The following is a 23,313-nucleotide window of genomic DNA, read 5'->3' as shown; positions in this document are numbered from 1 at the left end:
CCCAGACCGCTTAGCCTTGGCCCATGCCCCGATACGAGTACCGCTGCCGTTCCTGCGGCGACACCTTTGAGCTGAGCCGCCCGATGGCCGAGTCCGCCGCCCCCGCGGCCTGCCCCGCCGGACACGAGGACACGGTGAAGCTGCTGTCGACGGTGGCGGTAGGGGGCTCGACCTCGTCGCCCACCCCCGCCCCGCGTGGCGGAGGCGGAGGCGGCTGCTGTGGCGGGGGCTGCTGCGGCTAGGGGGACGGCTGGCGGGGCGGGCCTGCTTCAGGGGGCCCGCTACGAGAGCGAGGGCGAGAACGGGCCGAGGCCGCTAGCAGGACTGCGGTTCCGGGGCCTGCTCCCGCGTGGCGTTGGTGGGACTGTGCTCCGGGGTTCTGTTGCCGTGTGGCGTTGGTGGGATCACGGTCCCGGGCCCTGCTGTCGCGAGGCGCTAGCGGACCACCGTTCCCGGGCCCGCTCCCAGCAGACCCAGTTCCGCCCGCGTCGGCGCGCCTTCCCAGTCTCCGTGCGATGCCACGGCGAAGGCGCCCGTGGTCACGGCCCTGTCCAGGCGTCCCGTCACGTCCTCCCCGTCGAGCAGCGCCGACAGATACCCGGCGACGAACGCGTCCCCCGCGCCCACCGCGTCCACGGCCCGCACCGGGCGCGCCGGCGCGTACAGCTCGCCGTCGGCGGTGTACGCGGTCGCACCGTCGGCGCCGAGCTTGACCACGACCTCGCGCACGCCCCGCGCGAGGAGCGCCTTGGCCAGGGCTTGGGCTTCACCGGAGGCTGTCGTTTCCGGTACGCACAGCGGCAGTTCGTCGTCCGACGCGATGAGGACGTCGACGTACGGAATCCAGGAACGCATGACCGCCGAGGACTCCTCGTCGCTCCACAGCCGCGAGCGGAAGTTGACGTCGAGGCAGACCGTCGTGTCGTGCTCCCCGGCCAGTTCGAGGGCGCGGCGGCAGGCGGCCAGGGCGGAAGGGCCGAGTGCCGGGGTGATGCCGGTGAGGTGCAGTACGCGGGGCACGCCAGGCGAGGTGAAGGCGCCCTCGACCGCGGCCGCCGTGAGGCGTGAACCGGCGGAGCCCGCACGGTAGTAGTGCACGCGGGTCACTTCGGGAAGCCGCGGTTCGAAGAGGATGAGTCCCGTGGGCGCGTCCAGATCACGGGTCGCGCCGGAGACGTCGACTCCCTCGGCCCGCAGCGTGCGCAGCACCAGCTCGCCCGCCTCGTCATCGCCGACCGCGCCCGCCCACCGCGTCGCGTGGCCGAGGCGCGCGAGACCGATCGCCACGTTCGACTCGGCGCCCGCGATGGACACGTCCATCGAACCGCCCAGCTTGAGCGGGCCGCTGCCGCGCAGGGCGACCATCGTCTCGCCCAGGGTGAGGACGTCGGTCGTCACGACCGGGGTCGTGGTGCCGCTCATCGGCCTGCTCCCGCCGCTGCCCCCGCGACCGCCACGAACTGCGCCGCGCGCTTGCGCAGCGCGTCCAGGTCGCCGCCGTCCGCCGCGTCCCCCACGAGCGGGGAGCCGACGCCGACCGCGACCGCGCCGAGCGCCAGGTACTCCTCGGCGGCGGCCGCGTCCACGCCGCCCACCGGTACGAAGGGCAGGTCGGGGAAGGGGGCTCGCAGCGCCTTGAGATACGCGGGGCCGCCCATCGCCGAAGCGGGGAAGATCTTCAGCGCGGTGGCGTCTGCCGCGCTCGCGGCGATCACGTCGGTGGGGGTCAACACCCCGGCGGCTACGGGCAGTTCACGACGCAGCGCCTCGTCCACCCCGGCTCCGAGCCCCGGCGTCACGATCAGATTGGCCCCCGCGTCCGCGGCTCGTCGCGCGTCGTCCGAGGTGAGGACCGTGCCCGCGCCCAGCCAGGCCGCGCCGCCCAGCTCGGCGCGCGCCCGCCGCAGGACACCGAGGGCGTCGGCGCCGCTGAGGGAGACCTCGACGAGCGGCACACCGGACTCGACGAGCGCCATGACGGTGCGGAAGGAGGCCTCCGCGTCGGTGCCGCGCACGATGGCGAGCAGGCGCTGGTTCCGCAGGGCTGAACTGAAGGCAGTGGTGAGGTCCGACAACATGGACCAAGGCTCGCACAGGGGTTCAGCGTGCGTGCTCAGGGCTCAGGACACAGGCCTAGGTCTCAGTGCCCGGGACTTTGGACCTGGGCTCAGGGCGGCTGCCTCCACGCCCGCGCCCGGCGTGCCGCACCTGCTCGGGGTGGCGTGCCCGCCAGTACGGGTTGTCGTGCGGCAGGGCCGAGCCGACCCGCCCGTACATCCCGAAGACCATCAGGAGGACGCCGACCACGAAGCTGAACAGCACGTTCTGGATGCGGAAGGCGAGGAAGTTGAAGCTGGTGTCCAGCAGGGCGAGGTTCACGAAGCCGCTGAGGATGAAGGCGCAGCCCAGGACCATGTTGAGCGTCGACGCGAAGTTGCCGCCGATCACCATGCCGGCGAACAGGAGCAGCCCGACGCAGATCGACAGGACGCTGAGCGCGCCGTTCGTGTTCAGGCCCGCGACGGTGTCGCCCCCGGTGTCGAAGAAGCCGACCTTGTCGATCAGGCCGAGGATGCCGAACGCGAGCAGGACGAGCCCCATCAGACCCGCGCCTACGCGATAGACCGTGCTGAGGCGGTGGTCGACAGGCAGGTGTTCGTTCAGCGTGACGCGCCGCCTGGGCCGCTTCGCCCCTGGGTGAAGTACGTGCGTGGCCATGTCCGCCTCCCGACGTCGGCGTACGTACCTCCAGGATCCGCCCGCGCGGCGCGGACCGCCAGCAGAGGTGCTGACCCGGGCGCTCCTAGGCCCCCTGCCCCCGCTCCTCCCGGATCTGGGTGACCACGCGGGCCACCGCCTGCCGCACGGCTTCGGTCTCGGTCAGGAAGTGCCAGTAGTCCGGGTGGCGCCCCTCCAGGGAGGCCACCGCGCGGTCCAGGCGGGCCACCGACTCGTCGAGCGGGCGGGCGTGCCGCTGCTCCGGGGTCTGGCGCCCCGCCATGGCAAGGCGCTGGGCGTCGCGGATCGCGAAGCGGGTGCGCTCGATCTCGTGCTGGGGGTCCTTCGCCACGGCGTTCAGCCGCTGCAGCCGGTCGCCGGCGGCCGAGACCGCCTCGTCCGTGGCGTTCAGCAGCGCGCGGACCGTCGAGAGCAGCGATGTGGCGTCCGGCCAGCGCTGCTCCTCGCGCGCCTGCCGGGCCTCCTTCAGCTTGACCTCGGCCTGCCGTACGTTCTCCGCGGCATGGTCCGGCACGCGCTGCAGGTCCTGCCAGCAGGCGGCCGTGAAGCGTCGCCGCAGCTCGCTGAGAACCGGGTCGACCTGGCCGCTGCGGGTGGTGAGCGCCTGCGCGCGCGTACGCAGCGAGACGAGGCGGCGGTCTATCTCGGCGGCCCGCTCCGGCAGCCGCTCTGCCTCGGCACGGACGGCCTCGGCGTCCCGCAGGACGCGGTCGGCGCGCTGCAGCGTTTCCGGCACGCCGTGCTGGCCGGCGCCTTGATTGAGCTTGGTCAGCTCAGGCCCGAGGGCGGCGAGGCGGGCAGCCAGGTCATCCGCCTTGAGCCCGGCTCCTCGTACGGCATCGAGGGCGTTGCTCGCGGCGAGGAGGGTCTGGCGGGCCCGCTCCACGGCCGGCGCGAGCCGGGCGAGCTGCGTCTCCGCCTTGTCGAGCAGCGGGCCGAGCCCCTGCTGGAAGCGGTCAAGATCCTGCTTGGCCTTGTCCAGCTCGCCCTTGGCCTGGGTGAGCTCGGTGCGCGCACGGGCGGCGACGGAGGCGTCCAGATCGTCACGGTCGAGGTCGTGCGCGTCCACCGCGCTGATGTACAGGTGGCTGACCTCGTCGATCCGCCGCCCGATGGCCTCGAAGTCGGAGACGGCACGCTGCGCGGCGGGCGTGGAGTCGACGGCGACGATGGTCTCGATGGAGATCCGCAGATCCCGCTGGGCGGTGTCCAGCTCGTAGAAGGCGGCGGCCGCCGCGTCCTTCGCGGCCTGGGCATCGGCCCGCACACTCTCCCCGCGCCCGCCGAACCACCGCCGGGTGCCGCCGCCGGCGAAGGCGGCGGGGAGGGTGAGGGCGAGGAGGGGGAGGGGCAGGAGGGCGAGCGCCAGGGCGTCGCGGAGCGGGCTCAGGCGGTCCCGGGGGTCGTCCGGGCGGGGAAGCGGGCGGTCCGGGTGGGCACGTGGCCGGTCCGGGCGGGAACGCGGGCGGTCCGGGCGGGTACGCGGCCGCACGCTCCCGCAGCTACGTACATCCTCGTCCGGCACTGCTGAGGCACTCGATCTGCCCGACGCGTCCGGCGTGTACGGCTGCGAAGGTGTCGCCGTCACTATCCCTCTCCCGTGCTGTCATCCACCTTGCCCGGTGTCACATTCTCCCACCGGTTAATGACGAACACACGGGCCGGTTAGTTCGCGCTGCGCACCGCGACTTCGCCGTCTTCGCTGCGGGCGGACACCAGGTGCGGACTTACCACTGTCGCGGGGAACGGAAACATCCACCGCCCCGCTGGCCGCCCCCTATGGGTTTGCGGCCCGGGGCCACAGGCAAGGTAGGCTGTCGAAACATCCCGGGCGCGTAGCTCAGCGGTAGAGCGCTGCCCTTACAAGGCAGATGTCGGCGGTTCGAAACCGTCCGCGCCCACCGAGGACAGGTAGCAGGCCAGAGCCTGTTGTTGGCCCCTCAACCGTGATCGGTTGGGGGGTCTCTTCGTTCTCGAAGTCCACGTAAGAGGCCACATCTAAGAGGCCACACCCCCACGCGATCATGGGATGTACGTCACCTTTGGTGTTGCTCTGCCGGGTCGACCGTGGCAGAGGTTATGGAGCCGTCCTTCACCTGGGTCCGCAGGTCGTCGATCTCCTGTTGCATGGACTTCAGTTGCTCGTAGGTGTCGAAGAGATAGCGGACCTTGGTGCGCAGGGTCAGTGGATCGATGGGCTTGAGGGCTACGTCAGCCACGCCGAGCAGGAAGGCCGCGGCGGCGATCTCGCGGCTGACGTCGAAACCGGTCAGCAGGACGATCGGTATGCCACGTGTCTGGTCGAGACGGCGCACGTAGCGAACGACGTCGAGGCCGCTCACGCCCGGCATGCGCACGTCGAGCAGGATGAGCCCGACGTCCCCGCGCAGGACCACCCTGAGGGCGTCGTCGCCGTTGGTCGCGCTCACCAGCGGGTAGCCGAGAGGGGCCAGCGCGCTCTCCAGCGCGAACAGGGTGTCCTTGTGGTCATCGACGACGAGGATCGCGGATTTGGTCGGCATGGACCTGAGCCCCCTCTCTCAGTAACCACCGTATGCCGAAGTCGAGTTGGAGAATCCGTTCGTCACCTCAGATGGTTGATTCCTGGGTTCACGACGGCTGTCCCCTTCGCCTCCGCTGACTCAGATGCATCGGCAGTAACAGAGAAGAAGCCCCGCACCTGCTCGGTGCGGGGCCCGGGGCGGGTGGTGCTCAGCGCCACGGTTTGACGGGCGCTACTCCTGCGCCGCCTTCGCGTAATCCTGCGCCATGCCTCCAGCGAAGTCGTACACCACGACCTGTTCCTCGCCGACGACCCAGGCGTCGTGTCCGGGCGGGCACACGAAGACGTCGCCCGGTCCGACTTCGGCCTCGCCCCCGTCGTCCATGCGGATGTGCATCCGTCCCGCGACGACATAGGCGTTGTGGTGGATCTCGCAGCTCTCGGTGCCCGCGAGCGGGGCCACGGACTCGGACCAGCGCCAGCCGGGCTCGAAGGTGCCCACGGCGAAGTCCAGCCCTGTCAGATGGACGGCTTCGAGGTGACCGTGGGGGAAATCGCGGCGCTCGTCCGGCTTTTCGACCGTCTTGACCTCGATCATGACAACTTCCTCCGTTCGGGCCATGCCCGCAATCTCGGAGTCAGTTGTCGCCGCCGCGGGGTCCACGGCCGACGCCGTCACCAGCCGACCCCTTCATTCCATCGTCTGCCCGTCAACCCGGGGGCGCCACCTGGGGGCTTCGAGCTTCCGGAATCGATCGGGTGGTCGTTCAGAACCTTGGGGATCTTGGGTGAGTTGGAGAGTCAGGCAAGGGCTGTGTGAGTGTCCGGTCCGTCCGGACGCTTCGGGTGGGCGACCGTCGTGCCGCCGTTGGGCCCTGCCGGAAGGGATACACCTCGTGAAGATTGCCAAGGCCGCCGCTGGTGTCGTCGGTGTCGGGCTCGCTCTGGGGGCCGCTTCTCCCGCGTTCGCCGCGACGCAGCCGTCCGCCGGCGGCGAGATGCAGATGCTCGACCCCGCCGCCAACGCCACGCAGGGCCTGGGGGACCTCCTCGGCGGGGCCGCCGTGGACCCGGCCACCGGGGAGCTGAGAGCGGACAACCCGGCGGCTGTCACCGCCAAGGTCGACAAGGTGGCGCAGGGGGCGGTCTCGATGCTCGGGGGGCTTCCCGCCGGCCAGCCGGTCGGCTGACTCGCCGGGGTGATGTACCGGGGGGGCCGGGAGGTCTCAGGCGTGGTGCTCAGGGGGCGGCACTCCCGCTCAGCGGGACGGCGGCCGCCCCGCTCAGCGGCCCGAACCCGGGTGTGTCCGGCGGTACCTGCGGTCCCAGCGCTCCTGGCGTTCCTTGCGGATGCGGTAGTCGCGGTAGGTCTTGGGGTAGCCGCCTCCGCCGCCGCCCCCGCCGCCCCCGCCGCCGCCTCCGCCACCCGGGGCCGCGCCCGCGCCGCTTCCGCTGCTCTTGCCCGAGCCCCCGCGGTCGTACTGCTGGACCATGAAGAAGACCAGCGCCGCAGCGGCCAGCCACAGAAGTGGCTGGCTGAAACCCAGGCCCACCAGTGCAAGGAGCAGGACGACCAACAGAACATTCATGGCAGCACCTCCTTGGCGTAGGGGGAGTCAACGCCCGCTGTCACCCGGTGTCAATGACTTTCTCGTGGATGTGTTTGAGCCGTGCGCGAGCCGCCACCGCGTCGGGTCCCGACACCTCGTCCCAGAAGCGGTGACAAGTGACGAACACCGCCAACTCCCGTTCCCGCGCGCGGAGTTTCTCGACCTCCGCCTGTTCGTCCGGTGTCCAGCCCGGCGAGGCGGGGCGCTCCACCTTCCGCCAGCCGTGGTCGTCGCTGAAGCCGTCGAGGGGTGTGACCGACCAGGGGAGCCGCTTCAGCAGGGCCAGGAGTTCGGCCCGGACCTGGTGCAGTTCCTCCTGGCCCGCGAGGAGGTCGCTCGGGAAGTTGTATGCAGGGGTTGCAGGCACCCCGTAATGCTACTCCTGTTCGAATTTCGAGTGCGAGAGTCGCCACGCCTGAAGTGCGAGAGTCGCCACGCCGGTCGCCATGCCTGATGCGGGGGTGAACGTACGACTTCACGCCCGCCCCCCACGCGCGGCAAGCTGTAAGCATGTGCCGCAGCATCAAGACGCTCCGTCCGCCCGCCATCCCCGAAGACGCCACCGAGGAGGAGATCCGGGCCGCCGCGCTCCAGTACGTGCGCAAGGTCTCCGGCTTCCGTGCCCCGGCCGCGCACAATCGCGAAGTCTTCGACCGCGCCGTGGACGCGGTCGCCGAAGCCACCGCCGAGCTGCTCGCCGGGATCGAGGTGCGCGGGGCCAAGCCGCGGGCAGCCGACCAGGCGCCCGCGGAAGCCCCGGCGGCCTGATCGGCCTAGTTCGTAGCCGCCGCAGTCGTAGCCGCAGCCGCAGCCGCAGTCGTAGCCGCCGCCGCAGCCGTACGCGGCCGTCGTACCAAGAACGCCGCCCCCGCGCCCGCCGCGAACAGCGCGAGCAGCGAGACGCCCGTGGCCAGCCACGTCGCGCCGAGCCACTGCCCGCCGAAGTAGCCGAGCGCGACGCTGTACCCGGCCCAGGCCACGCCCGCCAAGGCCGACCACGGCAGGAACTCGCGCACCTTGCGATGTGCCGCGCCCGCGGCGAGCGAGACGATCGAGCGGCCCGCCGGGGCGAAGCGCGCGATGACGACCAGGGCGCCGCCGCCCCGGGAGAGCGCCGTGCCGAGTCGTTCCTGCGCGGTGGTGAGGCGGCGCGAGCGGGCGATGGCGCGGTCCAGGCGCTCGCCGCCGCGCCAGGCGAGGCGGTAGACGGCCAGGTCGCCGAGTACGGAGGCGGTGGCCGCGCAGAGCAGCAGGATCAGGATGTCGGGGACCGCGTGCGGAACGCTCTGCGCGCCCGTGCCCGCCGCGGCCGCCGCGGTGGCCGCCGTGATGACGAGGACCCCGCTCGGCAGCACGGGCACGACGATGTCGAAGAGCACGGAGAGTGCGACCACCGCGTAGATCCATGGGCTGCTGGTCAGTGAGCCCAGACTCTCAAGCACCGAAATTCCCCGTAACTCCCCGGTCGACGGCTTGCTGCCGCGACGTCGCGGGGGAGCGGCAGGGGCGGCTTGGTGACAGCTCTACAGCGTACGCCGCGGTCTCCGCCGGAGATCCACGGGGGGCTCATATGTTCGCTACGTCACGTTCACCCGGCTGCCGCCTTCGATGGGGCATACGGCGCCGAAGTCCCGTAGCAACAGAGTCATCAACGGAGAGATCGGTTCGGAAGGAGTGGGGCGATGGTGGCAGGGATGCTCGCCGGGGCCGTGGCGACGGCGGTGCTCGCGGCGGGCGGTGGCGCGGTCAACGAGGGAGCGGTCGGCGGGGGCGCGCCCTTTTACGAGATGCGGGTCGTGGGGCGGTTCGCGCTGCCCACGGCTTCCATGTACTCGTGGGCGATCACGTACGACACGAAACTCGTCCCCGTCGGTTCACAGATCGAGATCGACCAGCGCGGCAAACCGGGCGACATGGAGGTCACCCTTAGGGTGAAGGGGATGAAGTCCGGTCACGCGTACGGCGCGCATGTGCACCAGAAGCCGTGCGCCGCCGACCCGGCCGCGGCCGGCGGGCACTACCAGAACCGCCAGGACCCGGTCCAGCCTTCCGAGGACCCGGCCTACGTGAACCCGGAGAACGAGGTCTGGCTGGACTTCACCCCGGGCGGTGACGGCTCCGGCACGTCCACGGCCCGCCATGACTGGGAGTTCCGGCCGGGCGAGGCCAGATCCGTCGTGCTGCACCGCGAACAGGGCGGCGCGGGGGACCGGGTGGCGTGCTTCACCGTGCCGTTCCTCCCCACTCACTGAAGCCGTCGCTCACTTGATTCTTCGGAGCGCGAGGGGCTGGTGCGCGGCGGGGTCTGACACGTGACGGCGCCCTCTTCCTCGTACGCGTACGAGGAAGAGGGCGCCGTCACACAGCGGGCGTTGAGCGCGCGTCCGCGTCAGGCGGCCACCGGCGTCCGCTCCGACGCCGCCTTGTCCTCGCTCTCACCGCGCGAGGCGAAGAGCCGGTCGAGGCCGAGAGCGCCCGAGCCGGTGAAGACGAGCAGGAGCATGGCCCAGCAGAAGATCGCGGCGGCCTCTCCGCCGTTCTGCATCGGCCACAGGGCCTCCGGCTGGTGCACCTTGAAGTAGGCGTACGCCATCGATCCCGACGAGATGAACGCCGCGGCGCGGGTGCCGAGGCCGAGGGCGACCAGGCCGCCGCCGACCAGCTGGATGACGGCCGCGTACCAGCCCGGCCAGGTGCCCGCGTCGATCGTGCCGCCGCCGACCGCGCCACCGAGCACTCCGAAGAGCGAGGCGGCGCCGTGGCAGGCGAAGAGCAGGCCGATGACGATGCGGAACAGCCCGAGGGCGTAGGGCTGGGCGCTGTTGAGACGTCCAGTCATGTGGGGGACTCCTTCGGTTTTTGGGGACGGTAACCGAGCGGAGGCCCAAGGTTAGGGGAACCTAATCAATGCTTGCAAGTTCAACATCTGGCCATTCGGGGGATTCCGCTTGCCGCGCGGACGGGACCGCTCCGGTCGCGGAGGGGCCCTCCGGCGCTCCGGCCGCCGTTCGCAGCGCGGCCCGCGCCACCGCGTCCGCGTCCGACAAGGTCACCGAGTCGACGCCAGGCCTGGCCCCGGCGGCGGTCACCCAGTGCACGCCTTCGGTGGGTACTCCGAACGCGAACCTCCTTGCGTGGGCCCGGCCTTGACGGTCGATCAGGTGGTAGGGGCGGGGCGTGACGTCGAGGCCTCCGGTTTCGTGGCCGTCGACGACGTGGGCGCGGCACTGCCCCGTCCTCAGGAGCCGCCCGAGCAGCTCGTCCGCGGTGCGCCGGACGTCCGGTTCGGGGAGCCGGGCCTCGATCAGTGTGGTGACCGACACATCCGACCCCGGTACGTCGGGGGAGTGCGCGAGATACGCCCCGCCGGCGGCGGGCCGCACGTCGAGACGCGGGCCGAGCACCTCGACGACGCCTGCCTCGATCAGTGCCGTCATCTCCTCGATGCGGCGCCGGGGCGGGCCGATCGAGAGGAAGGCGTTGAGCGGCGTGTACCAGCGGTCCAGGTGCTCGCGGCGTGACGTCCCCGACAGGCCGCCGTGGTCGAGGATCAGGCGGAGTTCGTTGCGCAGATCGCGCAGTACGTCCAGGGCGGACTTCAGCGGGCTCGCGACGTTGCCGAGCGCGGCCTGCGCGGTGTCCTCACGCAGATACGCGAGCAGCCAGGCGCGGAAGTCGTCCGGGGAGCGGAAGGTGCGGCCGGAGTGCGGCTGCGCGAGGCGGTCCCAGGACCAGCGCACGGCCTCGGAGATCCCGAACTCGTCCAGGATCAGGGCTTCTTGAGGCGTGCGATGCGGCGCCGCGAGGAAAGCGTCCCGGAAGTCCTCTGCTCGCCCGGCTGCCCGCCCGGCGGGTTGGACGAGGGCCGCGTAGTAGACCGTCTCCACCTCCTTCGCGACCAGCGGCCATATCTCGTCCAGGAAGTCCGGGGCGTCGCCGCTGTCCGCGCGCTTGCGGAAGCGGGCTATGACGTCGGAGGTGAGGACGAGCGGCTCGTGCCGTCCGTACGGGCCCTTCGCGTTGTCGCCGCGCGCTTGGTAGGGGATGCCGCGCCGCGACCCCGCGTACAGCTTCGGCTCGTGCCCCGAGGGCTGATAGCGCAGGCCCCCTTCCGGCGCCGGGGTGAAGCGTCCGCCGCGGCCCTGCGTCAGGAGCGCCATGTGGTCGAAGAAGTTCAGGCCGAGGCCGCGCAGCAGGACGCGCTCGCCGGGGACCACGGACGACAGGTCCACGTCGGCGGGGTTGGCCGGCGGTATGTGGCGCAGCCCGTGGCGCACGGCGTGGGCGGCGAGGCGCTCCTGTGCTTCGTCGCTGATCGTGGGGAGGTGGCCCTGCGCGAGGACGACGGCGTCGAGCCCGGAGAGCTCACGGCCGCTGTCGAGCACGAGGCACTGGGCGCCGTCGCCCGGCCCTTCGAGCCGCACGGCGCGCGCCGCGTGCACCTGGACCCGGACGGTTCCGGGGGCGCCGCGCAGGGTCTCGGCGAAGACCCACTCCAGATAGCGGCCGTAGCAGGCGCGCGTCGGATAGTCGTCCGGGCCGAGCCCCGGCTCGTGCCCGGCGGCGGCCCACGCGTACAGGCTCGGCCCCGGGCGGATCGGCCCCGCGCAGTCGACGCTCTCGTCGGTGAAGAGGGTCACCTGCGAGGCGACCGTGTTCATGAGCAGCTCGGCCGGCTGGGCGGTCCGCCAGACGCGTCCCGGCCCCGGCGGCGAGGGATCCACGACGTGGACCGTCAGCCGCGCCCCCGGCGGCAGGAGTTCGGCTGCCGATGCGCAGAGGCGCTCCAGGACACTCGTGCCGCGGGGCCCCGCGCCGACGACGGCGACTGCAACGTCATGTTCCGGTGCGGCCGCTGCGGATGGTGCGGACAAAGGCGTGACTCCCGGGCATAGGAGGGGGCTGTGGGGGGGCGTGGGGGGGGTGATGGAAGCGGACGGTCCGCCTCATCATGCCGCCGGAACCCCCGAAGTCGAACCCCGTGACGGAGGATCGTCAGCCGGGTGTGGGCTGTGTCACGTGTTGCCCAGGGGGTGCTGGTCGCCTTTGCGGGGCTATGAGAAATAAGGGGGTCGTGGGGGGCGTAGGGGGTGGGCTGGCGGTCAGCGGGCTCCTGGCGCCCCATGGGTGCGCAAGCTCACGACAGCTTCGACTCCTGGGTTGTTTCCAGGCGTACGCCCACGCCCTTCACCACCCGCGCCTGATCCAGCTGCACATCCGCCGAACGGCCCCGCAGCGTCAGTGTCATGAGTTGGTTGCCGAACCAAGGCCCGCCCGTTTTGCGCCAGTTGATGGCTGCCCGCGCCGTCCTGCCGTGCCGCACGAAGCGGCGGCCCAGGGCCCTGCCCACCCTGCTCCAGCCGAAGTGGAAGCCCAGCTTTATCGACGCGGGGATGGAGTTGTGGACGGGGGAGCACGTCAGTTGCAGGACGCGGGAGTCGGGGCCGCCGCCGCCCGGCCAGGTCGGTTCCGCGATGTAGGCGTGGTGGACGTCGCCGGAGAGCACGCACACCGTCGCCGGGGCGCCCGCCCCCGTACCCGCCTCGGCGATCAGGGAGGTCAGCGCGTCGAAGGACGAGGGGAACGCCGCCCAGTGCTCCAGATCCGAGCGCCTGCGCAGGTTCTCGCCGAAGCGGGCCCAGCGCGCCCCCCGCTCGCCACGGCACAGCGCGGCGTTCCAGCCCTCGGCGTCATGGATGAGGTGCGGAAGCAGCCAGGGCAGCGATGTCCCGATCAAGAGGTGGTCGTAGCCATCCGTTCCGCCCCCGCCCCCGCCCCCGCCGTCCAGAGCCTGCTCGCGCAGCCAGCGCGCCTCGTCCGGGTCGATCATCGCGCGGTTCTGCTCGTCCAGGACGCGCGCCGCCCGCGTATCGATCATGAGCAGGCGTACGCGGCCGAAGTCCCGCCGGTAGCTCCACCGGGTCGCCCTGGGATCGGCGTCCGAGGCCGCGGCGAAGGCGCGCAGCGCGTCCGTGCCGTCCGGCGTCGCGCGCAGCAGGGCGTACAGCTCGTCGCGCTCCAGCTCGGCGGGCGGCAGATTGCCGAGGTGCTGATAGACCCAGTACGACATCAGGCCGCTCAGGACCCGCTCGCGCCACCACGGCGTCGCCCGCATCTCGGCGAGCCAGGCCGCGCTGGTGTTCCAGTCGTCTATGACGTCGTGGTCGTCGAACATCATGCAGCTGGGCACGGTGGAGAGCAGCCACCGCACCTCGGGGTCGAGCCACGATTCGTAGTAGAGGTGGGTGTACTCCTCGTAGTCCGCGACCTGGTCGCCCGGCGGGTCGTTCAGATTCCGGCGTGCCGCGAGCCAGCGCCGCGTCGCCTCGGAGGTGTTGTCCGCGTACACCTGGTCGCCCAGGAGGAGCAGGACGTCAGGGCGGTCGGCCGCCGTGCCGGTGGCGATGCGGGCGGCGAGGGTGTCCAGGGCGTCGGGCCCGACGGAGTCGTGCTCGTCGCTCGGCGGAGCCGCCCAGCGGCAGGACCCGAAGGTGACGCGGAGCGCCTCGTCGTCGCCCCCGCCCGGCGTGCGGATGGTGCTCGGCGGGAAGGGCGAGCCCGGCAGCGGCCACACAGGGCCACCGCTGTCGCCGAGCCGCACCTCGTACGCGGTCTCGGTGCCCGGACGCAGCCCGGTGACCGGGATGAGCGCGTAGTGATGGCCCGCGATCTGGAACGTGTTCGCCGTGCCCTTGGCGCCGTCGGCGCACCGCACTTCGGCGGTGCACGGGCGGTCGGCCTCGACCCAGACCGTCGCCGTCGAACCGTCGACATACCTCAGCAGTGGACCCAGGCGCAGCCGTGCCACGATGATCACTCTCCTCCGTCGCCCCGTACGGTACGGAACGACGGAGGGCAGTGGGGAGGTTCCGGGGATTCCCGCTGGTTACAGGCCGGTGACCTCAGGAGCCGTCTGCGAGGGGCGAGGCTCAGCAGCCGCCCAGGACCGAGGACAGCTTGGTCTTCTCCTCCGCGTTCACCGTGAGGTTGTAGTGGTGCTTCACGTCCACCCACATTCGCGCGTAGTAGCAGTGGTACGACGTGGTCGGCGGCATCCACTCCGCCGGGTCCTGGTCGCCCTTGCTCTGGTTGACGTTGTCGGTGACGGCGATCAGCTGGGGGCGGCTGAGGTCGTTGGCGAAACCTTCCCGCTGGGCGGTGGTCCAACTGCTCGCGCCGGACTTCCAGGCCTCGGAGAGCGGGATGACGTGGTCGATGTCGACGTCGGACGCCGCGGTCCAGGTGCCGCCGTCGTACGGGGATTTCCACGTGCCCGAGGTGGCCGCGCAGCTGGAGTCCTGCTGGACGTTCGTGCCGTCGCGCTTGAGGACGACCTCGCGGGTGTTGCAGGCGCCGGACTGGGTCTTCCAGTGCGGGAACTTCTCGCGGCTGTAGCCGTCGGAGGAGCCCTCGGCCTTCTCGGTGAGCTGGCCCAGGTAGGTGCGGGCGGTGGCGGCGGAGACCGGCGCCGGGGGAGCGGCCTGGGCCGGGGCGCCGGTGAGGAGGGCCGCCGCGGAGGCGAGCGCGGTCAGGGCGGTGAGAGTGGCGAAGCGTCGACGCGCGTAGACAGCGGACATACGAACTCCCTTGTTGTGGGGGGATGTTGGCCGTTGGGGCGGCCATGCTGACGCGGTGGGGTTTCCGGTGGATGTGCGTTAGGTGACAGGGTCGCGTCAATCAGGTGCTCAGTTCAAGAGTCCTGGTGCTGTGTCATGTCCGGTCATCTGTGCGGGAGTTGGCGCAGAGGTGTCGAAATGGCTGCCAGGTGTGGTCCGGATCACTTTTCCGGTGGGTCGAAAGGCCCTGGTCCGGGGTGCGCGGACGTCCCGTACGATGGATGGCGCAGAAGGGGAGTAGCTCTTCGCCGGACCGTCGACATACTGCTCAGCTCGCCTGAGCCGGCGCCCGGAGGCAGGCCCGTCATCCTCGCGATGGACCGCAATGGACCGCGATGGACGAGGCCGGCCAGCGAGACCTTCGGCAAGCAGTGCCCGACGTACATGACCGTGTACGTCTGTGTGCGCTGCCGTGCCGAGGTGTCGTACGTACGTGACGTACAGAATGCTCTCGGTGGGGCAGCCCCGACCGATTGAGGAACCTTGATCAGCATCAGCGTGATGGCGCTCGTCTTCGGCGTCGTCTTCCTTGCCGAACTCCCGGACAAGACAGCGCTGGCCGGGCTCGTCCTCGGGACGCGCTACCGCGCCTCGTACGTCTTCGTCGGGGTCGCGGCCGCCTTCGTCGTCCATGTCGTGCTCGCCGTGGCGGCGGGCAGCGTACTGACGCTCCTGCCGCAGCAACTGCTGCACGCGCTCACCGGCGTCCTCTTCCTCGGCGGGGCGGCGATGCTGCTCATGAAGGGCGGCGAGGACGAGGAGGAGGTCCGCGAGCCCAAGGACCAGAGCTTCTGGAAGGTCTCCGGCGCGGGATTCATGCTGATCCTGGTCGCGGAGTTCGGTGATCTGACGCAGATCATGACCGCGAACCTGGCCGCGCGGTACGACGACCCGCTCTCCGTGGGTCTCGGCGCGGTGCTCGCGCTGTGGGCGGTCGCCGGGCTCGGCATCGTCGGCGGAAAGGCGCTGATGAAGCGTGTTCCGCTCTCGCTGATCACCAAGATCGCGGCGCTGCTGATGCTGGGGCTCGGTGTGTGGAGCCTGTACGAGGCGATTGCCTGAGATGTCCGGCCGGGGGCCTGGCTCTGCGCCTCGCTGGGAGCCCCGTGGGGGGTGTGACCTGCGGTGCTGGCGTCTGGTGGCCCCTTTTTGTATCGTGGAGGAACAAAGTGGCTCCGCCCGTGTTCCCTGACCGGCGGGCGGAGCCGCCTTGATTCTTCCGCTGCTCTTTCTCCGCTCTTCCTCCGCTCTTCCACCGCGGAGTCCCTGAAGCCCCTCTGTGCTCTGGAGTACGTCGATGACGGCTGAGACTGCCTCTGTACTGACCGCCCGGGCCCTCCTCCTGGACATGGACGGGACCCTCGTCAACTCCGACGCGGTGGTCGAGCGCTGCTGGCGGCGCTGGTCCGAGCGGCACGGGCTCGACTTCGACGAGGTCATCAAGGTCGTCCACGGGCGCCAGGGGTACGCGTCGATGGCGGTGCTGCTGCCGGAGCGGGCTATGGAGGAGAACTACGCGGAGAACCGCGAGATGCTGGCCGCTGAGACCGCGGACATGGAGGGTGTCGTTCCCGTGCCGGGAGCCGCTGCCTTCCTAGCCTCGCTCGAAGGGCTGCCGCATGCGCTCGTGACGTCCGCGGATGTGCCCCTGTCCACCGGTCGGATGGCCGCGGCCGGGCTGCCGCTGCCCGCTGTGCGGGTCACCGCGGAGAGCGTGGGGGCGAGCAAGCCCGACCCTGAGGGATTCCTCAAGGGGGCCGCCGAGCTGGGCTTCGACCCCGCTGACTGCGTCGTCTTCGAGGACTCCGGGGCGGGGATAGCGGCGGGGCTCGCCGCGGGTATGCGGGTCGTGGGGATCGGCCCTCGGGCGGGGGAGTTCGGGCCCACTGTGCATGTCGATGACTTGACGCAGGTCCGGGTGGAGGCCGTGGCCGGTGGGGCGCTTCGGCTGACGTTCGGCTGATCCGAGCCCCGTCAGGGGCGCGGGGAACTGCGCGACTGGCCCCCACGCACCCGCAGCCGAGAGGCAGCCTCGTCGGTAGCAGCCGAGAGGCAGCCGGGGGTTGCAGATGAGAGGCCGCGGTTGCTGTAGCCGGTGTGGGCCGGGCGCCGGGCCTTACGGCTCCCTCGTCTCCCGCTCCAACGCCGCCCGCGTCCTCTTCCCGTAGACCCCCTCGCCGTCACCCTGCGTCCCCCGGGCGTACTGGAAGCGGGTCACCGCGTCCGCGACCTGGGTGTCGTACCTGCCGTGGGTCCGGCCCATGTACAGGTACAGCTGCTGCAGGCGCTGCTGGAGTTCCTCGACCTCCGGGCCCTTGTCCCCACGCCTCAGGACTCCGTCGGCCCTCGGCGTCGCCGACTCCACCGAACCCGTCGCCCGCGCCGTCGAGCGGCTCGGAGGCGGGGTGGACCGCGGCTTGGACGAGGCCGAGCGTGACGGGGACGCGGAGGGGCTCGCCTCGGGCGACGCGGGCGCGGACGAGGACGTGGACGGGGGCGCGGAGGGCGATGGGGAAGCCGTCGACGGCGGCGGCTCCGTGGCGGAGTCGGACGGGGCGGCGGTCGCCGCACGTGTCGGCACGTCCGGCATCGCCTGCTCCCGTTGCGGCTTGTCCGGAGAGAGCAGCACCGCCGCGAGCACCGCGACGGCCACCACGGCCACCGCCGCGCTCACCCCCGCGTACAGGCCGGTACGGCCGCGCCGCGGCTCCGGTTCGTCGTCGTACGGCGGAGGGGGCGGGGAGGGGGCCGAATCCGGTGCGCCCGCCGCGAAAAGACCCACATCCGCCGACCGCGGCGGAGCCACGGCCTCCGGCGGGAGAACGGGCGCGGGAGCCGGCCCCGGCCCCGGCTCAGTCCCCGGCCTCGGCTCAGGCGCCGCCGCCTCCGCCTCCGCAGGGCCAGGCTCCGGCAGCGTCACGTACGGGCGTATCCGCAGCGGATCGAAGTCCTCCGCGGCGGCGGCGTCCGCTGACCTCGCGTCCCGCGCCGCGTCGGCGGCCCGCTCCGTACAGCCGCAGGCAGGCGCGCTGCCCGGCTCCCGCGACGTACCGCATTCGGGACATCGCTGACCGTCCCTGCGGCCTTCGGCGCCGTCCGGACGTCTTTCCTTGCTGCCCACTCGTCGTACCCCACCCCTAGAGAACTCCAGCGATTATGCAGACCCACGGTTCAACAGGCCATAACGGGTCACACGGACCAGGATGGAGAGGGAGAGCCCCCGCAGCACACACAGCTGGACACGCAGGAGCCCTCAGGAGGTGTCCATGACGCAGGACGTCAGCGCCCGCCCCGTGGGGCCGGAGCCAGATCCCGTCCCCGGGCCACCGGACGAGCACGCGCACGGCGGCGTACTGGTCTCCATCGGTGCGTTGCTGCTCGGCATGCTGCTCGCGGCCCTCGACCAGACCATCGTCTCGACCGCGCTGCCCACCATCGTCAGCGAGCTCGGCGGCATGGAGCACCTTTCGTGGGTCGTCACCGCGTATCTGCTCGCCGCCACGGCCGCGACGCCGCTCTGGGGCAAGCTCGGCGACCAGTACGGCCGCAAGAAGCTGTTCCAGCTGGCCATCGTGATCTTCCTGATCAGCTCGGCCCTCTGCGGCATGGCGCAGAACATGCCGCAGCTCATCGGATTCCGCGCGCTCCAGGGAATCGGAGGCGGCGGTCTGATGGTCCTGTCGATGGCGATCGTCGGTGACATCGTCTCGCCGCGCGAACGAGGCAAGTACCAGGGCCTGTTCGGTGCGGTCTTCGGCGCGACGAGCGTCCTCGGGCCGCTGCTCGGCGGCCTCTTCACCGAGCACCTCAGCTGGCGCTGGGTCTTCTACGTCAACCTGCCCATCGGCGTCGTGGCCCTCGTCGTCATCGCCGCGGCTCTGCACATCCCGGTGCGCTCGACGAAGCACGTCATCGACTACCTCGGCACCTTCCTCATCGCGGCCGTCGCCACCTGCCTCGTGCTCGTCGCCTCGCTCGGCGGCACCACCTGGGAGTGGGGCTCGCCGCAGATCATCGTCCTCGCGGTGCTCGGCGTCGTGCTCGCCGTGGCCTTCGTGGCCATCGAACGCAAGGCGACCGAACCGGTCATCCCGATGAAGCTGTTCCGGGTCAGGACGTTCACGCTCTCCGCGATCATCAGCTTCGTGGTCGGCTTCGCGATGTTCGGCGCGATGACCTATCTGCCGACGTTCCTCCAGGTCGTCCAAGGCGTCTCGCCGACGATGTCGGGTGTGCACATGCTGCCGATGGTGATCGGCATGCTGATCTCGTCGACCGCGTCCGGCCAGATCGTCAGCCGTACGGGCCGCTGGAAGGTGTTCCCGGTCGCGGGCACCGGCATCACGGCGATCGGCCTGCTCCTCCTCCACCAGCTGAACGAGAACAGCAGCACGGGCGAGATGAGCGCCTACTTCTTCGTCTTCGGCTTCGGGCTCGGCCTGGTCATGCAGGTCCTGGTGCTGATCGTGCAGAACGCCGTCCCGTACGGGGACCTGGGCGTCGCCACGTCCGGCGCGACGTTCTTCCGCTCCATCGGAGCCTCGTTCGGTGTCGCGATCTTCGGCACGATCTTCGCCAACCGGCTCGTCACCAAGCTCTCCGACGCCGTCGCGGGCCAGCAACTGCCGCCCGGCGTCAGCGCCGACTCCCTCACGTCCGACCCGCGGGGCATCGCCGAACTCCCGGCGGCGCTGCGCCCCGGCGTCGTTCACGCCTACGCCTCGTCCATCACGGACGTCTTCCTGTACGCGGCGCCGGTGGCCCTGGTCGCCTTCGTCCTGGCCTGGTTCCTGCGCGAGGACAAGCTGCGCGGCTCGGTCACGGCGCCCGATCCGACGCAGACGCTCGCCAGCAATCCCGTCGAGCGTTCGTCGTACGACGAGGTGGCGCGGGCACTGTCGGTCCTCGGCACGCGGGAGGGCCGCCGCGAGATCTACGTACGCATCACCGAGCGCGCGGGCTACGACCTGTTGCCCGGTGCGAGCTGGCTCCTCCTGCGCATCAGCCGTCACGGCCACGTGGAACCGGCGGTGCTTGCCGAGCGCAGCCCCGTGCCGCTGTCCGTGATCACGGCCGCCTCCCGCCAGGTCGAGGAGCGCCGTCTCGCCCGGCGCGAGGGCATGGGCCTGCGCCTGACCGACGAGGGCCGGGTGGCCGTCGCCAAGCTGGCCAAGGCCCGCGAGGAGTCCCTGGCCGAGCTGCTCGGCGACTGGTGGGGCCCCGACCGGCCCACCGACCTGGTCAAGCTCGTCGAGGAGCTCGGCGCCGAGATGTGCGGCTCGGACGCCGAACAGCCGCACAACGGTCCGCACGGCGGCAGGCCTGGCCGGTCTGGCAGGCCACCACAGCGCGGCGTTGCGGCCTGAGCGGCGCCGCAACGCCGCTCAGCCGGGGGCGGGTGATGGGCAGCAGTGGGCCCCACCGGAATCAACTGACCGCCCGGGGTCAACTGACCGCCCGGGGTCAACTGGCCGCCGGAGCCAGCTTCTTGGCGTACCAGCACTCGGCGTACATCCGCTCGGTGAGCGGCTCGCTCTCCTCGTAGCCGTGCCGTGCGTAGAGCGCTCTGGCCTCGACCAGATCGAGGCGCGTGTCGAGGATGATCCGCTCGGCACCGAGGGAGCGGGCGGCGTCCTCGGCGGCGGCGAGGAGGAGGGCGGCGCCGCCCTTGCCGCGCATGTCCTCGCGGAGGAAGACGCGCTTGAGCTCAGCGGTACGGAAACCCTTCAGGTCGCCCATGAGCCGCACTCCGGCGGTCCCCGCGGCCTCGTCCCCGTACCGGGCGACAAGGAGTGTGCCGGTGGGCGGGCGCAGGTCGTCGCCCGTCTCCGCCGCGATCTCGCGCTCCAGCTCTTCGGGTGCGGTCCTGCGCCCCTCGTGGAGGAGGTAGTACCGGTCGCTCACCTCTGTGTAGTACGCGCGCCAGAGCGCCGCGGCGACAGGGGAGCCGACGGCTTCGGGGGCGACGGTCCAGGAGGCGGGTCTCGCGGTGCCGTTCTCGATGTGGGTGGTCATGAGGCCATTCTCGGGACCCGACTGCCGTGCCCCGCAAGCAAATTACGGGGCCGCGGTGCTTCCTGAGGTCAGTCCTTGCGGCCGGTCGCGGCGACGCTGACGCCGAGCCCGATCATGGTGAGCCCGCCGGCCCCGCCGACCATCGAGAGCCGCCGCGGCGAGTGCGCGAACCAGCCGCGCGCGGTGGCCGCGACCAGGCCCCACACACTGTCGGATGCCAGGGCGATGGCGTTGAAGACGAGGCCGAGCACCAGCATCTGCAGCATGACGTGCCCCTGCTCGCGGTCGACGAACTGCGGTAGCACGGCGGCGAAGAAGACGATGGTCTTGGGGTTGGCCACGCCGACCGCGAACCCTTCCCACAACGTACGCAGCCCACTGTGGGCGGGAGCTTCACCGGTGAACGCGGCGTACAGCGACCCGCGTTGGCGCACCGCCTTGACCCCCAGATACACCAGGTAGGCGGCGCCCAGCAGCTTCAGCGCCGTGAAGACGACGACCGAGCGCTCGACGACGGACCCGACCCCGAGCGCGACGGCCACCACGAGCACGTACGCGCCGACCGTGTTCCCCACCACCGAGGTCAGCGCGGCGCGACGCCCCTGAGCCAGCGCCCGCCCGATCACGAACAGGACGCTGGGCCCGGGAATCACGATCAACAGGAACGACATGGCCGCGAAGGCGAGTATCCGGTCGGTGGACATCATGGGGCCCATGGCACCACGGGGGCGGGGGGTGCCGGTACTGCTTTTCCGCACCCAGGGGGCGGCTCGTTCTGGCTTCTAGCTCTTGGGCGCGGCTTGCTGCACGACCTCGAAGGACCACACCGCGGCACTGCTGGAAGCGGGCTTGGGCCGCTCCCCGCCGCCTGCGCCCCCGCCCTGGTGCGCGGCCTTCATCGGACCCTCCATCCAGGCCTTGAAGGACTCCTCGTCACGCCAGCGCGTGTAGACCAGGTAGTCGTCGGTGCCCTCGATGGGGCGCAGCAGTTCGAACCACTCGAAGCCGTCGGAGTTCTCCACGGCGCCGGCGCGGGACGCGAAGCGCTTCTCCAGGACCTCTCGCTGCTCGGCGGGCACGGTCAGGACGTTGATCTTTACGATGCTCATGCGCCCATCCTCGCGCATGCCCCCCGTGCGTTCAGGCCGGGTGGCGTTCGCGCCAGGTGCGGGCCACTTCTTCCACGTCGAAGGGCTTCAGGCCCAGGGGCGGGCCCGGGGGTGGCATGCGCAGGGCCTCGCGGATCTTGGTGTTGAGGTCTGTGACGAGCTTGCGGGCCGCCTGTTCGGAGGGGGCGTCCGGCGCCGCGGCCAGGACGTCCTCGGCCTCCTTGCGCAGGGCGAGGGTCGGCGGGAGGTGGGAGAGGCCTTCGCGGGCCATCTTCTGCTTGATCCACCACTGCTCGTCGTACGAGGAGGTGTCCAGGCCCTTCGGGAGCGGCTTGCCGTAGCCCGGCAGGGTGGCGAAGTCGCCGCGCTCCTCGGCCTCGCGGATCTGTTTGTCGATCCAGGACTCGAAGCTGACCTCAGGTGGTTTCCGTTCAGTCATGGGTTCATTGTTCCAGGCCCGGTGCGGTCGCGTGAGGTGCGCCATAGGATGCGGCGGCGGGGGGCGTGTGCGGCCGCCGCGCGTTCTGACCGCTGAGAGCTGGGGGAGCGTACGTGCTGGAGCTGACCATGGCCTGCTTGTCCGGGGCGGACGAAGGGGCGACGGCGGGCATGCTCATGGCTGACGCGCCGAGCGCACCGGGTTCCGTGTTGCGGATGGGGCGCGATCGCAGCGTGTGCCGTCTTGTGCCGCCCGACGACTGGCTGTTCGTGTCGCGTACGCATCTGGAGTTCCGCTGTGGGCCCGACGGGACCTGGAGGGTCACCTGGCTGCGCGGGTCACATCCCGAGCCCGCGTCGCAGGTGCGGCTCACCGTGGGCGGGGTGCCGTCGCCTCTTGAGTACGGGGGGACGGCACCGCTGTCCCGGGGCGGTTCCGGTGACGTCGTCATCCAGGACCGGGCCGGGCCTCGCAGCGTGAACGTCGGTTTCTACGTGGAGGGTTGATGGGGTTGAGGCCGGTCGGTGTCTGCCCGTCTGGTCCGGCCGGCCCGGACGCTCAGTCCCGGACTCAGTCCAGTACTCGGGCGAGCGCGAGGCCGTCGTAGCCCTTCGTGCCCACCGTCTGCAGCGCCGTGCCGCTCAACTTCGGGTGACTGGCGAGGAGTTCCAGTGCCTTGCGCGTGCCCTGCACGCTGGGGTCGGTGGAGTTGGCGTTGGCCACCTCTCCGCTCCGTACGACGTTGTCGACGATGATGAGGCTGCCGGGGCGGGTGAGCTTGAGCGACCACTCCACGTAGTGCGGGTTGTTGGCCTTGTCCGCGTCGATGAAGACCAGGTCGAAGGGGGCCGCGTCCTCGGCCACGAGCGCGGCGAGCGAGTCGATGGCCGGACCCACCCGGACCTCGGTGAGCTTGTCGAGGCCGGCGCGGGCGAGGTTGCCGCGGGCCACGTCGGCGTGGACCGGGGAGTACTCCAGGGTGATCAGGCGGCCGTCCGCGGGCAGGGCGCGGGCCAGCCAGATGGTGCTGTAGCCGCCGAGCGTGCCGATCTCGAGGATGCGGTGCGCGCCCTGGATCTGGGCGAGGAGCTGGAGCAGCTTGCCCTGGTTCGGCGCGACGCTGATCTGCGGCAGACCGGCGGCGTCGCTGTCGTGCAGGGCCGCGGTCAGGGCCTCGTCGGCGGGGGTCAGGAGATCGGTGAAGTACGTGTCGACCGCGGTCCATTGCTGCTGGGTCATGGGGGCCTTTCCTGGCGTTCATTAGGTTTGCTAACGATGTTAG

The 23,313-nt window shown here is 71.2% G+C and carries 28 protein-coding genes and 1 tRNA gene; 10 read left to right on the top strand and 19 right to left on the bottom strand.

The window, feature by feature from the left end; all coding sequences use genetic code 11:
- Positions 1-23 precede the first annotated feature (23 nt).
- A complete protein-coding gene (locus E5671_RS17020; RefSeq protein ID WP_160504829.1) occupies positions 24-242 on the top strand; it encodes an FmdB family zinc ribbon protein in 219 nt (72 codons plus the stop codon).
- A gap of 193 nt (positions 243-435) precedes the next feature.
- Here the strand turns inward: E5671_RS17020 and E5671_RS17015 are convergent, their stop codons facing one another.
- The 4 genes from E5671_RS17015 to E5671_RS17000 all read right to left on the bottom strand — a co-directional run bounded on the left by E5671_RS17015 (position 436) and on the right by E5671_RS17000 (position 4,129).
- Positions 436-1,422, bottom strand: a complete 987-nt coding sequence (locus E5671_RS17015; protein ID WP_160504828.1) for a sugar kinase — start codon at positions 1,420-1,422, stop codon at positions 436-438.
- Positions 1,419-2,078, bottom strand: a complete 660-nt coding sequence (locus tag E5671_RS17010; protein WP_160504827.1) for a bifunctional 4-hydroxy-2-oxoglutarate aldolase/2-dehydro-3-deoxy-phosphogluconate aldolase — start codon at positions 2,076-2,078, stop codon at positions 1,419-1,421. Before E5671_RS17010 ends, E5671_RS17015 begins: the two co-directional genes overlap by 4 nt.
- A 55-nt stretch (positions 2,079-2,133) precedes the next feature.
- Positions 2,134-2,718: a DUF4383 domain-containing protein gene (locus E5671_RS17005; RefSeq protein WP_160504826.1), complete on the bottom strand. Its 585-nt coding sequence runs from the start codon at positions 2,716-2,718 to the stop codon at positions 2,134-2,136.
- A gap of 85 nt (positions 2,719-2,803) precedes the next feature.
- Positions 2,804-4,129: a hypothetical protein gene (locus tag E5671_RS17000; RefSeq protein WP_202122006.1), complete on the bottom strand. Its 1,326-nt coding sequence runs from the start codon at positions 4,127-4,129 to the stop codon at positions 2,804-2,806.
- Positions 4,130-4,568: 439 nt separating this feature from the next.
- On the opposite strand from E5671_RS17000, the gene E5671_RS16995 reads away from it, so the two are divergent.
- Positions 4,569-4,640: transfer RNA gene (locus E5671_RS16995), tRNA-Val, on the top strand.
- A 135-nt stretch (positions 4,641-4,775) separates the two neighbouring features.
- On the opposite strand, the gene E5671_RS16990 is transcribed toward E5671_RS16995, so the two are convergent.
- Together E5671_RS16990 and E5671_RS16985 are read right to left on the bottom strand one after the other, a co-directional pair.
- Positions 4,776-5,261 (bottom strand): response regulator, encoded by a 486-nt coding sequence (locus E5671_RS16990; protein WP_160504825.1) that lies wholly within the window; start codon positions 5,259-5,261, stop codon positions 4,776-4,778.
- A 213-nt stretch (positions 5,262-5,474) separates the two neighbouring features.
- Positions 5,475-5,840, bottom strand: coding sequence for a cupin domain-containing protein (locus E5671_RS16985; RefSeq protein ID WP_160504824.1), 366 nt, complete (start codon positions 5,838-5,840; stop codon positions 5,475-5,477).
- A gap of 298 nt (positions 5,841-6,138) precedes the next feature.
- On the opposite strand from E5671_RS16985, the gene E5671_RS16980 reads away from it, so the two are divergent.
- A complete protein-coding gene (locus E5671_RS16980) occupies positions 6,139-6,432 on the top strand; it encodes a DUF4179 domain-containing protein (RefSeq protein ID WP_160504823.1) in 294 nt (97 codons plus the stop codon).
- A 93-nt stretch (positions 6,433-6,525) separates the two neighbouring features.
- Here the strand turns inward: E5671_RS16980 and E5671_RS16975 are convergent, their stop codons facing one another.
- Positions 6,526-6,831, bottom strand: a complete 306-nt coding sequence (locus tag E5671_RS16975; RefSeq protein WP_160504822.1) for a hypothetical protein — start codon at positions 6,829-6,831, stop codon at positions 6,526-6,528.
- Between the two features lie 40 nt (positions 6,832-6,871).
- Complete coding sequence (locus E5671_RS16970) at positions 6,872-7,219, bottom strand: hypothetical protein (protein ID WP_160504821.1); 348 nt, start codon at positions 7,217-7,219, stop codon at positions 6,872-6,874.
- Positions 7,220-7,362: 143 nt separating this feature from the next.
- Between E5671_RS16970 and E5671_RS16965 the strand changes: the two genes are divergently transcribed.
- Complete coding sequence (locus E5671_RS16965) at positions 7,363-7,620, top strand: DUF2277 domain-containing protein (RefSeq protein ID WP_160504820.1); 258 nt, start codon at positions 7,363-7,365, stop codon at positions 7,618-7,620.
- A gap of 5 nt (positions 7,621-7,625) precedes the next feature.
- Here the strand turns inward: E5671_RS16965 and E5671_RS16960 are convergent, their stop codons facing one another.
- A complete protein-coding gene (locus tag E5671_RS16960; RefSeq protein WP_160504819.1) occupies positions 7,626-8,294 on the bottom strand; it encodes a VTT domain-containing protein in 669 nt (222 codons plus the stop codon).
- Between the two features lie 240 nt (positions 8,295-8,534).
- On the opposite strand from E5671_RS16960, the gene E5671_RS16955 reads away from it, so the two are divergent.
- Entirely contained in the window at positions 8,535-9,104 is a 570-nt protein-coding gene (locus tag E5671_RS16955) for a superoxide dismutase family protein (RefSeq protein ID WP_160504818.1), read from the top strand.
- A gap of 137 nt (positions 9,105-9,241) precedes the next feature.
- Here E5671_RS16955 and E5671_RS16950 read toward each other — a convergent pair whose 3' ends face one another.
- The 4 genes from E5671_RS16950 to E5671_RS16935 form a co-directional block, all read right to left on the bottom strand.
- Positions 9,242-9,691: a DoxX family protein gene (locus E5671_RS16950; protein WP_160504817.1), complete on the bottom strand. Its 450-nt coding sequence runs from the start codon at positions 9,689-9,691 to the stop codon at positions 9,242-9,244.
- A 61-nt stretch (positions 9,692-9,752) separates the two neighbouring features.
- Positions 9,753-11,726, bottom strand: a complete 1,974-nt coding sequence (locus tag E5671_RS16945) for an FAD/NAD(P)-binding protein (RefSeq protein ID WP_160504816.1) — start codon at positions 11,724-11,726, stop codon at positions 9,753-9,755.
- A 263-nt stretch (positions 11,727-11,989) separates the two neighbouring features.
- Positions 11,990-13,660, bottom strand: a complete 1,671-nt coding sequence (locus E5671_RS16940) for a DUF7800 domain-containing protein (RefSeq protein ID WP_160504815.1) — start codon at positions 13,658-13,660, stop codon at positions 11,990-11,992.
- 121 nt (positions 13,661-13,781) lie between these two features.
- Positions 13,782-14,429 (bottom strand): HNH endonuclease family protein, encoded by a 648-nt coding sequence (locus E5671_RS16935; RefSeq protein WP_160504814.1) that lies wholly within the window; start codon positions 14,427-14,429, stop codon positions 13,782-13,784.
- 522 nt (positions 14,430-14,951) lie between these two features.
- On the opposite strand from E5671_RS16935, the gene E5671_RS16930 reads away from it, so the two are divergent.
- A complete protein-coding gene (locus E5671_RS16930; protein ID WP_160504813.1) occupies positions 14,952-15,530 on the top strand; it encodes a TMEM165/GDT1 family protein in 579 nt (192 codons plus the stop codon).
- A gap of 235 nt (positions 15,531-15,765) precedes the next feature.
- Positions 15,766-16,431, top strand: a complete 666-nt coding sequence (locus E5671_RS16925; RefSeq protein WP_160504812.1) for an HAD-IA family hydrolase — start codon at positions 15,766-15,768, stop codon at positions 16,429-16,431.
- A 153-nt stretch (positions 16,432-16,584) separates the two neighbouring features.
- Here the strand turns inward: E5671_RS16925 and E5671_RS46285 are convergent, their stop codons facing one another.
- Positions 16,585-16,833: a peptidoglycan-binding protein gene (locus E5671_RS46285; protein WP_336605772.1), complete on the bottom strand. Its 249-nt coding sequence runs from the start codon at positions 16,831-16,833 to the stop codon at positions 16,585-16,587.
- On the opposite strand from E5671_RS46285, the gene E5671_RS46280 reads away from it, so the two are divergent.
- A complete protein-coding gene (locus E5671_RS46280; protein ID WP_237330179.1) occupies positions 16,784-17,539 on the top strand; it encodes a hypothetical protein in 756 nt (251 codons plus the stop codon). The genes E5671_RS46285 and E5671_RS46280 overlap by 50 nt on opposite strands.
- Before the next feature lie 195 nt (positions 17,540-17,734).
- Positions 17,735-19,834 carry an MDR family MFS transporter gene (locus E5671_RS16915; protein ID WP_160504810.1) on the top strand — a complete coding sequence of 700 codons (2,100 nt, stop codon included), beginning with the start codon at positions 17,735-17,737 and terminating at the stop codon, positions 19,832-19,834.
- Positions 19,835-19,931: 97 nt separating this feature from the next.
- Here the strand turns inward: E5671_RS16915 and E5671_RS16910 are convergent, their stop codons facing one another.
- The 4 genes from E5671_RS16910 to E5671_RS16895 form a co-directional block, all read right to left on the bottom strand.
- Positions 19,932-20,483 carry a GNAT family N-acetyltransferase gene (locus tag E5671_RS16910; protein WP_160504809.1) on the bottom strand — a complete coding sequence of 184 codons (552 nt, stop codon included), beginning with the start codon at positions 20,481-20,483 and terminating at the stop codon, positions 19,932-19,934.
- Positions 20,484-20,551: 68 nt separating this feature from the next.
- Entirely contained in the window at positions 20,552-21,190 is a 639-nt protein-coding gene (locus E5671_RS16905; RefSeq protein ID WP_160504808.1) for a LysE family translocator, read from the bottom strand.
- Positions 21,191-21,265: 75 nt separating this feature from the next.
- Complete coding sequence (locus tag E5671_RS16900) at positions 21,266-21,592, bottom strand: antibiotic biosynthesis monooxygenase family protein (RefSeq protein ID WP_160504807.1); 327 nt, start codon at positions 21,590-21,592, stop codon at positions 21,266-21,268.
- Positions 21,593-21,623: 31 nt separating this feature from the next.
- Positions 21,624-22,031, bottom strand: coding sequence for a J-domain-containing protein (locus E5671_RS16895; protein WP_160504806.1), 408 nt, complete (start codon positions 22,029-22,031; stop codon positions 21,624-21,626).
- Between the two features lie 113 nt (positions 22,032-22,144).
- On the opposite strand from E5671_RS16895, the gene E5671_RS16890 reads away from it, so the two are divergent.
- On the top strand, positions 22,145-22,537 hold the full coding sequence (locus tag E5671_RS16890; protein ID WP_160504805.1) for an FHA domain-containing protein: 393 nt from the start codon (positions 22,145-22,147) through the stop codon (positions 22,535-22,537).
- A gap of 64 nt (positions 22,538-22,601) precedes the next feature.
- Here E5671_RS16890 and E5671_RS16885 read toward each other — a convergent pair whose 3' ends face one another.
- On the bottom strand, positions 22,602-23,270 hold the full coding sequence (locus E5671_RS16885; protein WP_160504804.1) for an O-methyltransferase: 669 nt from the start codon (positions 23,268-23,270) through the stop codon (positions 22,602-22,604).
- Positions 23,271-23,313: the final 43 nt, after the last annotated feature.

The organism is Streptomyces sp. BA2 (genome assembly GCF_009769735.1).
Lineage (GTDB): Bacteria > Actinomycetota > Actinomycetes > Streptomycetales > Streptomycetaceae > Streptomyces.
This window is presented reverse-complemented; position numbering and strand designations above follow the sequence as displayed.

Excerpts from the sequence above, each read along its gene's own strand:
- E5671_RS17020 (WP_160504829.1), top strand. The coding sequence starts at position 24 with ATGCCCCGATACGAGTACCGCTGCCGTTCCTGCGGCGACACCTTTGAG.
- E5671_RS17015 (WP_160504828.1), bottom strand. The coding sequence starts at position 1,422 with ATGAGCGGCACCACGACCCCGGTCGTGACGACCGACGTCCTCACCCTG.
- E5671_RS17010 (WP_160504827.1), bottom strand. The coding sequence starts at position 2,078 with ATGTTGTCGGACCTCACCACTGCCTTCAGTTCAGCCCTGCGGAACCAG.
- E5671_RS17005 (WP_160504826.1), bottom strand. The coding sequence starts at position 2,718 with ATGGCCACGCACGTACTTCACCCAGGGGCGAAGCGGCCCAGGCGGCGC.
- E5671_RS16990 (WP_160504825.1), bottom strand. The coding sequence starts at position 5,261 with ATGCCGACCAAATCCGCGATCCTCGTCGTCGATGACCACAAGGACACC.
- E5671_RS16985 (WP_160504824.1), bottom strand. The coding sequence starts at position 5,840 with ATGATCGAGGTCAAGACGGTCGAAAAGCCGGACGAGCGCCGCGATTTC.
- E5671_RS16975 (WP_160504822.1), bottom strand. The coding sequence starts at position 6,831 with ATGAATGTTCTGTTGGTCGTCCTGCTCCTTGCACTGGTGGGCCTGGGT.
- E5671_RS16965 (WP_160504820.1), top strand. The coding sequence starts at position 7,363 with ATGTGCCGCAGCATCAAGACGCTCCGTCCGCCCGCCATCCCCGAAGAC.
- E5671_RS16955 (WP_160504818.1), top strand. The coding sequence starts at position 8,535 with ATGGTGGCAGGGATGCTCGCCGGGGCCGTGGCGACGGCGGTGCTCGCG.
- E5671_RS16950 (WP_160504817.1), bottom strand. The coding sequence starts at position 9,691 with ATGACTGGACGTCTCAACAGCGCCCAGCCCTACGCCCTCGGGCTGTTC.
- E5671_RS16935 (WP_160504814.1), bottom strand. The coding sequence starts at position 14,429 with ATGTCCGCTGTCTACGCGCGTCGACGCTTCGCCACTCTCACCGCCCTG.
- E5671_RS16925 (WP_160504812.1), top strand. The coding sequence starts at position 15,766 with ATGACGGCTGAGACTGCCTCTGTACTGACCGCCCGGGCCCTCCTCCTG.
- E5671_RS16915 (WP_160504810.1), top strand. The coding sequence starts at position 17,735 with ATGACGCAGGACGTCAGCGCCCGCCCCGTGGGGCCGGAGCCAGATCCC.
- E5671_RS16910 (WP_160504809.1), bottom strand. The coding sequence starts at position 20,483 with ATGACCACCCACATCGAGAACGGCACCGCGAGACCCGCCTCCTGGACC.
- E5671_RS16905 (WP_160504808.1), bottom strand. The coding sequence starts at position 21,190 with ATGATGTCCACCGACCGGATACTCGCCTTCGCGGCCATGTCGTTCCTG.
- E5671_RS16900 (WP_160504807.1), bottom strand. The coding sequence starts at position 21,592 with ATGAGCATCGTAAAGATCAACGTCCTGACCGTGCCCGCCGAGCAGCGA.
- E5671_RS16895 (WP_160504806.1), bottom strand. The coding sequence starts at position 22,031 with ATGACTGAACGGAAACCACCTGAGGTCAGCTTCGAGTCCTGGATCGAC.
- E5671_RS16885 (WP_160504804.1), bottom strand. The coding sequence starts at position 23,270 with ATGACCCAGCAGCAATGGACCGCGGTCGACACGTACTTCACCGATCTC.